The organism is Hymenobacter terrigena (genome assembly GCF_054776515.1).
In genome coordinates this window covers 606,984-619,082 of the sequence record NZ_BAAHBU010000004.1, presented here as the reverse complement: position 1 = coordinate 619,082, position 12,099 = coordinate 606,984, and the positions used below count along the sequence as shown (strand labels likewise).

Below are 12,099 nucleotides of genomic sequence, written 5' to 3'. Positions count from 1 at the left end.
CAGCGAAGGACCTTATCACGCGCTTTGTGAATTAACAACCAGGGTTGTTATAAAAAACGAAGCTGTCGTGGTAGGGCCCTTCGTTGCGCTCAGGATGACAGTTGAAAATTAACCTCCTATGTTTCTCATTGTCGACGATGACCTCGCCATTCGCACCTCGCTTCGGCTGCTGCTGAAGCAGGCCGGCTACCCCGCGCAGGCCGTGGCTACGCCCGCCGAGGCACTGGCTGTGGTGCGCGAAGCTCCGCCCCGGCTGGTGCTCATGGACATGAATTTCTCCCTCGACACCAGCGGGCACGACGGCCTGGCCCTGCTGGCCCAGGTGAAAGCCCTGGCCCCGCAGGTGCCCGTCATCCTCATCACCGGCTGGGGCAGCATCGCGCTGGCCGTGGAGGGCATGAAGGCCGGGGCCGCCGAGTTCGTGACCAAGCCCTGGCACAACGACTCGCTGCTCCAGACCATCCGAACGGTGCTGGCCGTGCGCGAGAACCTGCCCGAAACCGAGCCCACCGAAGCCCCCGCCCGTCAGCGCCGCCAGCTCGACCAGCAGTTTGCCTTTCGGGATATTATCGGCCACGATGCCCAACTCTTGCACGTGCTGCGCCAGGTGGGCCAGGTGGCCGCCACCGATGCCGCCGTGCTCATCGAGGGCGAAAGCGGCACCGGCAAGGAGCTCATCGCCGAAGCCATCCACCGCAACAGCCCGCGCCGCCAGCAAGCATTTGTGAAAGTGAATCTGGGCGGCATTTCCAGCAGCTTGTTTGAAAGCGAGATGTTCGGCCACCGCCGCGGCGCCTTCACCGATGCCAAAACCGACCGCGTGGGCCGCTTCGAGCTGGCCAACGGCGGCACCATTTTCCTGGATGAAATCGGCGAGCTGGAGCTGGCCTCGCAGGTGAAGCTGCTGCGCGTGCTCCAGGACCGCACCTACGAAGTCCTCGGCGACTCGAAGCCTCGCCGGCTCGATATCCGCGTCATCGCCGCCACCAACCGCAACCTGGCCGAAATGGTGCAGCAGGGCCGCTTCCGCGAAGACCTGTTCTACCGCATCAATCTGATTTCGGTGCGCCTGCCCGCCCTGCGCGAGCGCCCCCAGGACATTCCGCTCCTCGCCCAGCACTTCCTCGACCAGCTGCGCGCTACCTACCAGCGCCCGGCCCTGCGCGTGAGCACCCGCGCCCTGCACTGGCTGCGCGAGCAACCCCTGCCCGGCAACATCCGCGAGCTCAAAAACCTGGTGGAGCGTGCCGTCCTCGTCAGCGGCAAGGAAGAATTAGGCCCGGAAGACTTCCAGGCCAACGCCCTGCACCTGCCCCCCCGCGCCCCCGCGCCCGGCGAGCTGCCCGCGCCCGGCACCATGACCCTCGATGAGCTCGAAGCCCAGATGATTCGGCAGTCGCTGACGCACTACGAGGGCAACATCAGCCGCGTGGCCAAGGCTTTGGGGCTGAGCCGGGGCGCGCTTTATAGAAGGTTCGAGAAGCACGGCATTCCGTACGACGAGTAGGGGCTTTGGTGAACAAAAAGAACGTCATGCTTCGCTGCGCTCTGCATGACGTTCTTGTCATACTCATACATCCCATGTCTCTCCGCGTCCAGTTTCTCCTTTTTACCACCCTCATCCACGTGGTGCTGATTGTGCTGGCGGCCCAGCTGCGCACCACCAATGTGTATTTGTTCATTGGGAGCGAGGTGCTGCTGCTCATCAGCATCGCCGTCACCGCGCAGCTTTACCGGGGTTTCGTGCGGCCGTTTCAGCTCATTGCGGCGGGCACGGCGGCCATTCAGGCGCAGGATTTCAGCATGAAGTTCGTGCCCGTGGGCCAGCGCGAAATGGACCAGCTCATCCTCGTCTACAACCAGATGATTGATGCCCTGCGCCACGAGCGTGTGAGCCAGCACGAAAAAAGCTTCCTGCTTGAACGCCTCATTCAGGCCTCGCCCGCCGGCATCCTCATCCTCGATTTCGAAGGCCGGATTGAAAGCGCCAATGCCGCCGCCGCCCGCTTCATCGGCCAGCCGGCCGCCGCGCTGGCCGGCCAGGTTCTGGCCGAGCTGGCCGCGCCTTGGGGGCCGGCCCTGGCCACCCTGGCCGAAGACCAGCCGCAGGCCCTGCGCCTCTCGGGCCTGGCCACCTACCGCGCCCACGCCGCCCACTTCCTGGACCGGGGCTTCACGCGCCGCTTCATCGTGCTCGAAGAGCTGACTCAGGAGCTCATCAAGCAGGAAAAGCAGGCCTACGGGCAGCTCATCCGCATGATGTCGCACGAAATCAATAATTCCATCGGCGCCATCAACTCCATCCTGCACAGCTTCCAGCACTACGCCCCCCAGCTTAACCCCGCCGACCAGCCTGACTTCACGCAGGCCCTGGAGGTGAGCATTGCCCGCAATACCCAGCTGGCCAATTTCATCGCCAACTTCGCCCACCTCGTGCGCCTGCCCCCGCCCGCGCCGCGCCCCACCGATTTACACATCCTGCTGCGCGGCATCTGCCGGCTGCTCCAGCCCCTGAGCGAGGAGCGCAACATTGCCTGGCATCTGGAGTTGCCCGCCGCCCCGCTCATGCTCAACCTCGATGCTCAGCAGCTAGAGCAGGCCCTGCTCAACGTGGCCAAAAACGCCCTCGAAGCCATTGGGCACGGCGGCAATGTGTGGGTGCGCACAACCCTCAGCCCGCTCGCCCTCACCATCGAAAACGACGGCCCCGGCCTCACGCCCGAGGTCAGCCAGCGGCTGTTCACCCCTTTCTTCAGCACCAAGCGCGACGGCCAGGGCATTGGCCTCACGCTGGTGCGCGACGTGCTGCTGGCCCACGGCTTCCGCTTCCGCCTCGAAACGAATGAGGCCGGCCGTACGGCATTTAGCATTGATTTTTGATTGTCCTCTGAATTAATGGGGGTATTGGCGAAAACTAGTAGTAACTAACGTTTGTGAGTGTAAATATGAAAGTGGGTAAGTAAGAATTATTTGATATCTTCGGTCAAGTGCCTCTAAATTTACCCCACTATGACTCGAAAAAGATATTTAGCTGCTGCCTGCCTCGGGGCCATTCTATTATTAGCCGGCGTGGCTGCCTTCTTGCCCCAAAACCATCCCGACGCCCTCCCCAATGCCTTCGCCCCCGCCGATTTGGCCTGGATGCTCTCGGCCTCCGGCCTCGTGTTGCTGATGACGCCCGGCCTGGCCTTTTTCTACGGCGGCATGGTGAGCAAGCGCAACGTGATTTCGACCATGCTGCAGAGCTTTATCGCGCTGGGCGTCATCTCGGTGCTGTGGTACGTGGTGGGCTTTTCGCTGGCGTTTGGCGACAGCATCGGCGGCATTATCGGCAATCCGCTCACGTTTTTCATGTTCAACAACGTGGGCACGGCCGCGCACCCGCGCCTGGCCCCCAACCTGCCGCTGGTGCTCTACGCCGCGTTCCAGCTGAAATTCGCCATCATCACGCCCGCCCTCATCAGCGGCGCCTTTGCCGAGCGCATCCGGTTCTGGGGCTACCTGCTGTTTATGTGCCTGTTTAGCTTGCTCATCTACTGCCCGCTGGCCCACTGGACCTGGCACCCCGACGGCTTCCTGCTGAAGTGGGGCGTGCTCGATTTCGCCGGCGGCACGGTGGTGCACATCTCGGCCGGTTTTGCGGCGCTGGCCGGCGCGCTGGCGCTGGGCCGCCGCCACAGCCACCTCGAAGGCCACACCCACGTGCCGCCCAACGTGCCGTTCATCCTCATCGGCACCGGCTTGCTGTGGTTCGGCTGGTTTGGGTTTAATGCCGGCTCGGCCCTGGCGGCCAATGCCACGGCGGTGCAGGCCTTCTTCACCACGCACATGGCCTCGGCGGCCGCCATGCTCACCTGGATGATGATTGAGGCCGTGCGCGGCCAGCGGCCGTCGGCGGCGGGCGCGGCCATTGGCGCGGTGGTGGGGCTGGTGGCCATCACCCCGGCGGCGGGCTACGTGAGCTACGGCCCGGCGCTGTTCATCGGGGTGGTATCGGCCGCCATCAGCGCCGGCGCGGTCGATTTGAAGAACCGCACCACCCTCGACGACACGCTCGACGTATTCCCCTGCCACGGCGTGGGCGGCATTGTGGGCATGATTCTCACCGCCGTTTTCGCCAAGGATGGCGGCCTGGCCACCACCGGTTCCTGGACGCTGCTGCTGCACCACCTCGGCGCGCTGGCCTTCATCTCGGTCTACACCTTCGGCGGCTCCTACCTGCTCTATAAAGTAACCAACGTCCTCATCCCCATTCGGGTAAACGCCACCCACGAAGCCGATGGCCTCGACCTGAGCCAGCACGGCGAAACGGTATTGCCCGCCCCGCAGGAACTGGAGCCCGCAAGAGAGCTGCGCTTTGTAGTACGGGCCTCGTAGCCATGTAGCGCGGCTTCTGCGAGTCCGCGTTTGAATGTTACCAGCCCAGGCGCGGACTCACAGCGTCCGCGCTACGTCCCAATCACAAACACCGTCGGAATCTTGTGCAGCTCCGGGGCCGGCAGCCGTTTCCAGTCCGAGACGGTCAGCGTCTTGATAAACTCGCCCGCTCCGGTTACATCGGCTGCCACGCACAGGCGGGTGCCGGGCTGCAAATGCGCCAATAAATCAGCGAACAGCGCCCCGTTGCGGTAAGGCGTTTCGATGAACAGCTGCGACTGCTGCCGCTGCTGCGCCTCCTTCTCCAGCATCTTGATGGCCGCCACACGGGGTGCTTTTTCGATGGGCAAATACCCGTGGAAGGCAAACTGCTGTCCATTCAGCCCCGAGGCCATTAGTGCCAGCAGCAGCGATGACGGCCCTACCAGCGGATGCACCCGCAGGCCCTGCCGGTGCGCCTCCCGCGCCAGCGCCGCGCCGGGGTCGGCAATGCCGGGGCAGCCGGCTTCGCTCAGGATACCGGCGTCAATTCCCTCTTTTGCCAATGGCGCGAGGGCGGCGCGCACCTCGGCATCGGTGCTGTCTTTGTCGATAACGACGAAGCGGATGTCCTCAATTACGCGGTATGGGGCCACGCTTTTCACGAAGCGCCGAGCGGTGCGGGCATTCTCCACCAAGAAATAGGGGAGGGTGGCCACGGCGGCCACTACCTGCGGCGGCAGCACCTGCGCGGCCGTGTTGTCGGCCAGGGGCGTGGGGATGAGAAAGAGGATTCCGGACATTGGGCACAAATAATGAGCCGCAAAGGAACAGCACCGCCGCTTGACAACTATCGGTGCCGCACTACCGAACCGGCCCCCTGGTGCTTGCGCACGCTAAACCGTTCAAACGAAAATCGCCCCGCTTCCAACCGGAAAGCGGGGCGATTTATTGGCGCCGGTGGCAGCTCGGCTAGTCGCGTTTCAGCAGGCGGGTAACGTGCTGGTCGCCCTGGCGGGCTTGCAGGGTGTACACGCCGCTGGCCAGCGCCCGAACATCGAGCTGGAAGCGGCTCGCACCGGCGGCCGCAGCTTCCTCGCGATGGATAAGCACCCGCCCGGCCATGTCGTAGAGGTCGATTTGGACCGGACCCTTGCCCGAAGTCATCAAGTCCAGGGTTAGGTATTCCTGCAACGGCACCGGGTAGGCGTCAAGCTTGAATACCGCCGAGCTGGCAAAATGTACGGCCAGCACCTTGCTGAGCTGGCCATTGCCCTCAGTGTCGAGCTGCCGCAGGCGGTAGAACAGCGTAGCCCCAAGTCGGCTCGCGTCTTTGTCGATGGCCGTGGAGGCGGCCGGCGACCACCGCTGACTGGCGACCACCTGCCGGCTGATTTCCTGCCACTTCTGCTGGTCCGTCGAGCGTTCGATGACATACCAGCCGTTGCTCGGCTTCGTGGTCGTCGACCAGGTCAGCACAGCGTCGGTGCTGCGGGCCGTACCCGAAAACAGCGTTTGGGCCATGGATGCCACGACTGGGGCGCTGTTCAGGCTCACGGTGTACCAGGCGTTGAGCTCGGTGGTGGCCACGGCCACGGTGCGCGCCACGGCGGGCTGCGGCTCGCCGGTTTTTATCCAAGTTTGGCCCTGGTCGGTGGAGTGCCACACCTGGGCCAGGGCGCCGCCAAAGTCGAGGCCGTGGTCGTTGTCGGCCAACCAGCTCAGCGACAGCTTCACTTCCTGGGTCGGGTTGCGTTCATCGGCCGTGCTGAGTCGCCAGATGCGGTCGATGCCCTGCTTGCCCGCAAACCCCGGGCTTTGGCCGTAAGAGTAGTTGGGCTGGTTCAGGCCGGTGCGCCGGTCCACGGTCAGCGTCAGGGGCTGGTCGTTGGGGTTCAGCTTAAAGCCCATGTTGCCGAAGTTGACGGTTTCGGTGCCGTGCACGGCTTGCTTCTGCACGAGGCTGCCTTTCACGTAGTGGCTGTCGTCTTCGGTACCGGCCGGGCCGGGGCCAAAGAGCTGGGCGCCGGGTTCCAGGCGCAAGCTATAGGCATTGGTGGTGAGCAGGTTGCCGGTAGCCAGCCGCAGGCCGGCGGCTACGCCCGCATCGGAGCCCAGGGTGGTACCGGCCGGGTTGTCGAGGCGCAGGTGGTAGAGCGTGGCGCCGTTCAGGCTGAGCACGTGCGGCGTCAGGCCCATCAGCACCACGGTGCTGTGGGCGGCGGTGAAGGTGCCGGTGTTGAGCAGGTTGCCTTCGTCGATGAAAAGCCGGTTGGCGGCCAGACCGGCCGTGCGGGTCAGGTCGAGCTCACCGGCATTTTCCACATCGCCGCGCACGTAGCGCACCGAGTCGGAGAGGGCCACCAGGCCACCTTTGCCGTTGTAGAGGCCCTGGGCCTGGCTGGTGTGCAGGGCCGAAGCTCCACACACCAGCAGCAGCGCCAACGCGGCCTTGGGCGGTTCGAAACGTTTGAGGTATCGGTTCATGGCGGTATCTGATTAAAGAGCGAACCAGGATGAACCGTCGAAAACAAACAAACGGGTTTGGCCAAGGGAAACGGTAACTGAGCTGCCGCCGGTGGAGTTTAAGAAAATAACGGCATTGGCACCAGAAACCGCACTGTAATTGTGCAGGTAAACTAAGCGGCCGGCCGTGCCCGCCGCCGTTGTCAATACGTAATTCACTTTATTGGTTGTGGAAGGGTTCAGTTCAACATAATTGCCGGTAGAAATGGCTGATATCAAGTCAATTGAGCCGCCTGTTGAGGGCCCTCCATCCAGTTTGTTGGTATTGATGGTGAGCGCTACCGGGCCAGCAGGGCCAGTGGCGCCTGTGGCACCAGCCGGGCCGGTGGCACCCGTAGGACCAGCCGGGCCAGTAGCACCCGTTGCACCTGTGGCACCCGTGGCACCAGCCGGGCCGGTGGGACCAACAGGGCCAGCAGCCCCAGTCGGAATCACAAAATCGAACTTAGCAGCGGAAGAAGTGCCAGAGTTCATGACCGATGCAAAAGAACCAGCGGCTCCCGTTGTAGTAGAGTTTATAACTACTGTGGCAGCTGTTCCAGCCGCGCCTTGTGGGCCAGTTGGACCAGCCGGGCCAGTCGGACCAGTAGGACCAACCGGGCCGGCTACTGTGCTAGCTGCACCCGTGGCACCAGTATCGCCTTTCGGTCCTTGAGGGCCGGTAGCCCCAGTGTCGCCTTTCGGCCCTTGAATGCCTTGCTCGCCCTGCGCACCGGTATCGCCTTTCAGGCCTTGAATGCCCTGTGCACCGGTGGCACCGGTCAGCCCAACCGGTCCAATTGGCCCCACCTCACCCTGGATGCCCTGTGGGCCTTGTGCGCCGGTTGCGCCAGTGGCACCAATCGGGCCCACCTCACCCTGGATGCCCTGCGCGCCGGTAGCACCGGTCAAGCCAGTTGGACCCACCGGACCGACCTCGCCTTGTGCGCCCTGGGCGCCGGTCGGGCCAATTGGACCGACTGCTCCTTGTGCGCCCTGGGCACCGGTAGCACCGGTCAGGCCAATTGGACCCATCGGACCAACTTCGCCCTGGATGCCTTGAGCGCCAGCCAAACCCATTGGGCCCTGAGCACCAGTTAAGCCAATTGGGCCAACCTCACCTTGAATGCCTTGGGCGCCGGTGGCTCCAGTAGCACCAGTCGGGCCCATCGGACCGACCACGCCTTGTGCACCAGTTAAGCCAATCGGGCCCATTTCACCTTGAAGACCTTGGGCACCGGTAGCACCGGTTGGGCCAATTGGACCGACTTCCCCTTGTACGCCCTGGGCGCCGGTAGCGCCGGTCAGGCCAATCGGGCCCATTGCACCTTGGGCACCCGTAGCACCCGTAGCGCCGGTCGGGCCCACTTCGCCTTGAATACCCTGTATGCCTTGAAGGCCTTGGGCACCGGTAGCGCCGGTCAAGCCAATCGGGCCCTGGGCACCAGTCAAACCAATCGGGCCCATCTGGCCTTGCGCTCCGGTAGCGCCAGTCTCGCCTTGTATACCCTGAATACCTTGCGCGCCGGTCGGACCAATCGGACCAACTTCGCCCTGAGCACCTTGTGCACCCGTCAGACCAATGGGGCCTCTCTCACCCTGAACGCCTTGGGCTCCGGTTAAACCAATTGGGCCTTGGGCACCAGTTAAACCCATCGGGCCAACTGTACCCTGCACGCCTTGAGCACCGGCTGGCCCAATCGGTCCGATTGGGCCAGCCTCACCTTGAATGCCCTGTGGGCCTTGTGCACCAGTAGCACCGGTTGCACCAGTAGCACCAGTCAAGCCAATCGGGCCCATCTCGCCCTGTGCACCGGTGGCACCGGTCAGCCCAACCGGTCCAATTGGCCCCACCTCACCCTGGATGCCCTGCGCGCCGGTAGCACCGGTCAAGCCAGTTGGACCCATCGGACCAACTTCGCCCTGAATGCCTTGAGCACCAGCCAAACCCATTGGGCCCTGAGCTCCAGTTAAGCCAATTGGGCCCACCTCGCCCTGAATACCTTGGGCACCAGTGGCTCCAGTAGCACCAGTTGGGCCCATCGGACCGACCACGCCTTGTGCACCAGTTAAGCCAATCGGGCCCATTTCACCTTGAAGACCTTGGGCACCGGTGGCACCGGTTGGGCCAATTGGACCGACTGCTCCTTGTATGCCTTGCGCGCCGGTAGCGCCAGTCAAACCAATTGGGCCTTGGGCACCAGTTAAGCCCATCGGGCCAGTTGCGCCCTGCACGCCTTGGGCACCGGTTAGGCCAATTGGACCTGTAGCGCCCGTGGCCCCGGTGTCGCCTTTAGCGCCAGTAGGCCCAGTGGCCCCGGTAGCCCCCGTGGCGCCGGTGGCACCTGTCAGACCGATGGGGCCCTGCAGACCGGCATCACCCTTGGGGCCTTGAGCACCAGTTAAGCCTATTGGACCTTGGGCACCCTGCGCGCCAGTCAGGCCGATAGGGCCCTGCGAGCCAGTGGCCCCGATGAGGCCTTGCGAGCCCTGTGGGCCGGCCGGGCCAGTAGCGCCTTGTGCGCCAGCTGGGCCAGCCGGGCCTTGACTTCCCGTATCACCTTTCTGGCCCTGGGCACCGGTCAGGCCAATTGGACCCGTGGCACCCGTGGCACCCGTGTCGCCCTTAGCGCCGGTAGCCCCGGTCGCGCCAGTGGCCCCCGTGGCACCGGTCAGGCCCGTGGGGCCCGTAGCACCGGTGGCACCAATATCCCCTCGCGGGCCCTGCGAGCCAGTAGCGCCGGTGAGGCCCTGCGCCCCCTGTGCCCCGGTAGCGCCCGTGGCTCCTTGCGCTCCAGTCATGCCAATCGGGCCTTGCGCACCCGTCGGGCCCGTCAGTCCCTGCAGGCCTTGCGGACCGGTAGCGCCGGCTGGCCCTACGGGGCCAGCAATGCCTGTTGCTCCCGTTGCGCCGGTCGCACCTTGAGGGCCAGCAGGTCCTATTGGCCCGGTCGCACCAGTATCGCCTTTGGCACCCGTGGCTCCGGTGGCACCCGTCGCGCCCTGGGGGCCGGTTGCGCCCGTTGCCCCGGCGGGGCCCGTGGCACCCACTGCGCCTTGCGCGCCAGTAGCCCCCGTAGCCCCTTGCGGACCAGCCGGCCCAGTGGCGCCGGCCGGAACCTTAAAGTTGAGCACTGCGGCCGTGCTGCTACCGCTGTTGGTAACGGTGGCGCTAGTGCCCGCTGCACCTGTGGTGGTGGTGCCCACGGCTACGGTGGAAGTGGGCAGCGTAACCGCAGCAGTTCCCGCGCCCAGGCTGAGCTGCTGGCCACTCAGGGTCAGCACGTCAAGCGGGCGGGTTAGCAGTTTGCCGGTGGCATCCACCGTTACCTGCTTGGTGGTACCTGCCGCCGCGGCCAATGAGGGGATGGTGGCATTGCCTCCCACCGTCAAATTGCCGCCGAGCGTGCCAGAGCCGTCAATGTTGAAACTGGCTTGGTTCTGTACAGTGGTGCCATTGTTAATGAAAGCCGCGGAAGCAGCCGCCGAACCATTGCCCGAACTTGCGGTGCCCAGCACTTCAATGGGCGCAACTTTAGCCACCGAGTGCCAGTTGTCGACGCCAACGGGCGCTCCGCTGGTTTCTACGCGCACCCAGTTGGTGGGGCTGGTACCTTTGCTCCCGGTGTTGCCCCCGGCATTGTAGTACAGGCCCGGCCCGCCCGGAAGCGCCGGGCTGGTGTTGAAAATCATGAGCCCGGTGGCCGGATTTTCAACCGTTGTGTTGTCCGTGGCCGATTTTAGCGCTACCCGCGGGATGAGCAGGCCCTTGTTGCTGCTCGAAATATCGAGTGCGGCCGACGGGTCCGGGGTGCGCGTGCCAATGCCGGTCTGCGCATGGCTCAGCATTGGTACGGCCACAAGGGCCCCAGCTGATGTCATGCTCAACAAAAACCTCAGAGGTAATTGAGTTTTCATGCGGTGTGGGAATTTTGTTGAATAAAGAAAAAATAACACTATGCCGAGAGTGACACAATATTATTTCTCTCAAATCATAATTCCCAACACATGTATTTATTTAAATAAACATTAAAATAATATTATATTTATTAAATGATATTGCTTTCGTAGCTTTAAAATGTTAAGCTTTGAAGCGCGGATTGCTAATGCTGGTAGGAAAAACAGCAATATCGAAGCGATAATTACCGCTTATGATTAAAAATATTGATGAAATAATGCAAATAAAATTATTTTAAAACTTTTTGAATAAATATTTTAATCAAACCAATATTTTTTTAATCGGCGAAACATTGTTATCATGCAAGTCTGCATAAGGTTATTGCTGCCAAACTCTAAAGCAAGGAAGTGATAAAAAACGATGCCCGCTTATGTGGTTGGGAAGGTAAATTGCTGTGTAAAAGGTGTTTGTGCTTGATGTGTTTGGGACTCAACCTCGGCAAGTGGCTGTAGCGCTGCCGCTGGCCTACTGCTGCGCAAACGCCTTCACCAGCCCAAATACCTCTTCTGGCTTCTCGGCGTGCACCCAGTGGCCAGCGTCCACCACGGTAGCTACCTGCGAATGCGGGAATAAGGCCGGAATACCGTGCAGCTTATCCTCGGCCGTGATATAGTCCGACTTGCCACCCCGAATAAACAGGGTCGGCTTCATAAAGGGCGCTTTGCCAGTGGTTTCCTCGCCCACGGCGGGCAGCTGCGCCGCCAGCACGTCCAGGTTGATGCGCCAGGCAAAGGAGTTGTCCTCCTTGCGGTAGAGGTTTTTCAGCAGGAACTGCCGGGTGCCTACGTTGGGTACGTACTTCGCCAGCGCGGCATCGGCCTCCTGCCGGTTGGTGCAGGTGGTGAAATCGACCGCCTTCAGGCCGGCCACGATGTCGTCCTGGTGCTCCATGTCGGAAAAGCGCGGGGCGATGTCGACCACAATTAAGCGGGCCAGCCGCTCGGGATGGTCTAGCGCGAGGCGCATGGCCACTTTGCCGCCCATGCTATGGCCCATGAGGGTAGTGTCGGGGCCGAGCTGCAGGTGGTCGAACAGCTCCAGCACGTCCTGGGCCATGAGGGCGTAGGTGTGTTCCGGCGAATGAAACGAGCGGCCGTGGTTGCGCAAATCCACGCTGACAACGCGTAGGCCAGCTTCGGTGGCCCAGCGGCGCGCCAGGCTTTGCCAGTTATCAAGCGTACCGAAAAGCCCGTGGAGAATAACCAGCGGGCGGCCCTGGCCCTGGTCGAGGTGATGAAGTAGTGGCATGGGGCAAAAGTAGGGCGCAGGCCAGGGAAAGC

General features: G+C 62.8%; 10 protein-coding genes. 6 read left to right on the top strand and 4 right to left on the bottom strand.

The genetic code is table 11. From position 1 onward, the window contains the following. The first annotated feature begins 118 nt into the window (after window positions 1–118). The 3 genes from ACYU7Q_RS19030 to ACYU7Q_RS19020 all read left to right on the top strand — a co-directional run bounded on the left by ACYU7Q_RS19030 (window position 119) and on the right by ACYU7Q_RS19020 (window position 4,377). The gene (locus ACYU7Q_RS19030; protein ID WP_460611035.1) at window positions 119–1,507 is read left to right on the top strand and encodes a sigma-54-dependent transcriptional regulator; all 1,389 of its coding nucleotides are present in this window, start codon (window positions 119–121) and stop codon (window positions 1,505–1,507) included. A gap of 74 nt (window positions 1,508–1,581) precedes the next feature. Further along, window positions 1,582–2,880, top strand: coding sequence for a sensor histidine kinase (locus ACYU7Q_RS19025; protein WP_460611034.1), 1,299 nt, complete (start codon window positions 1,582–1,584; stop codon window positions 2,878–2,880). Between the two features lie 129 nt (window positions 2,881–3,009). Continuing rightward, window positions 3,010–4,377, top strand: a complete 1,368-nt coding sequence (locus tag ACYU7Q_RS19020; protein ID WP_460611033.1) for an ammonium transporter — start codon at window positions 3,010–3,012, stop codon at window positions 4,375–4,377. 71 nt (window positions 4,378–4,448) lie between these two features. Here ACYU7Q_RS19020 and ACYU7Q_RS19015 read toward each other — a convergent pair whose 3' ends face one another. The 3 genes from ACYU7Q_RS19015 to ACYU7Q_RS19005 form a co-directional block, all read right to left on the bottom strand. Continuing rightward, the gene (locus ACYU7Q_RS19015; RefSeq protein WP_460611032.1) at window positions 4,449–5,159 is read right to left on the bottom strand and encodes an SAM-dependent methyltransferase; all 711 of its coding nucleotides are present in this window, start codon (window positions 5,157–5,159) and stop codon (window positions 4,449–4,451) included. 169 nt (window positions 5,160–5,328) lie between these two features. Further along, a complete protein-coding gene (locus ACYU7Q_RS19010) occupies window positions 5,329–6,843 on the bottom strand; it encodes a T9SS type A sorting domain-containing protein (protein WP_460611031.1) in 1,515 nt (504 codons plus the stop codon). Between the two features lie 12 nt (window positions 6,844–6,855). Then, on the bottom strand, window positions 6,856–7,356 hold the full coding sequence (locus ACYU7Q_RS19005) for a hypothetical protein (RefSeq protein WP_460611030.1): 501 nt from the start codon (window positions 7,354–7,356) through the stop codon (window positions 6,856–6,858). A 213-nt stretch (window positions 7,357–7,569) separates the two neighbouring features. Here ACYU7Q_RS19005 and ACYU7Q_RS19000 point away from each other — a divergent pair, with 213 nt between their 5' ends. The 3 genes from ACYU7Q_RS19000 to ACYU7Q_RS18990 all read left to right on the top strand — a co-directional run bounded on the left by ACYU7Q_RS19000 (window position 7,570) and on the right by ACYU7Q_RS18990 (window position 8,835). Beyond that, complete coding sequence (locus tag ACYU7Q_RS19000) at window positions 7,570–7,962, top strand: hypothetical protein (RefSeq protein ID WP_460611028.1); 393 nt, start codon at window positions 7,570–7,572, stop codon at window positions 7,960–7,962. Between the two features lie 120 nt (window positions 7,963–8,082). Further along, window positions 8,083–8,484 (top strand): hypothetical protein, encoded by a 402-nt coding sequence (locus ACYU7Q_RS18995; protein WP_460611026.1) that lies wholly within the window; start codon window positions 8,083–8,085, stop codon window positions 8,482–8,484. 57 nt (window positions 8,485–8,541) lie between these two features. Continuing rightward, window positions 8,542–8,835 (top strand): hypothetical protein, encoded by a 294-nt coding sequence (locus ACYU7Q_RS18990; RefSeq protein ID WP_460611024.1) that lies wholly within the window; start codon window positions 8,542–8,544, stop codon window positions 8,833–8,835. Window positions 8,836–11,284: 2,449 nt separating this feature from the next. On the opposite strand, the gene ACYU7Q_RS18985 is transcribed toward ACYU7Q_RS18990, so the two are convergent. After that, window positions 11,285–12,067, bottom strand: coding sequence for an alpha/beta fold hydrolase (locus ACYU7Q_RS18985; protein WP_460611023.1), 783 nt, complete (start codon window positions 12,065–12,067; stop codon window positions 11,285–11,287). Between the last annotated feature and the right edge of the window lie 32 nt (window positions 12,068–12,099).

Bases quoted from the DNA above. Each gene is read 5' to 3' on its own strand.
- ACYU7Q_RS19030 (WP_460611035.1), top strand. From the start codon at position 119: ATGTTTCTCATTGTCGACGATGACCTCGCCATTCGCACCTCGCTTCGG.
- ACYU7Q_RS19025 (WP_460611034.1), top strand. From the start codon at position 1,582: ATGTCTCTCCGCGTCCAGTTTCTCCTTTTTACCACCCTCATCCACGTG.
- ACYU7Q_RS19020 (WP_460611033.1), top strand. From the start codon at position 3,010: ATGACTCGAAAAAGATATTTAGCTGCTGCCTGCCTCGGGGCCATTCTA.
- ACYU7Q_RS19015 (WP_460611032.1), bottom strand. From the start codon at position 5,159: ATGTCCGGAATCCTCTTTCTCATCCCCACGCCCCTGGCCGACAACACG.
- ACYU7Q_RS19010 (WP_460611031.1), bottom strand. From the start codon at position 6,843: ATGAACCGATACCTCAAACGTTTCGAACCGCCCAAGGCCGCGTTGGCG.
- ACYU7Q_RS19005 (WP_460611030.1), bottom strand. From the start codon at position 7,356: ATGAACTCTGGCACTTCTTCCGCTGCTAAGTTCGATTTTGTGATTCCG.
- ACYU7Q_RS18985 (WP_460611023.1), bottom strand. From the start codon at position 12,067: ATGCCACTACTTCATCACCTCGACCAGGGCCAGGGCCGCCCGCTGGTT.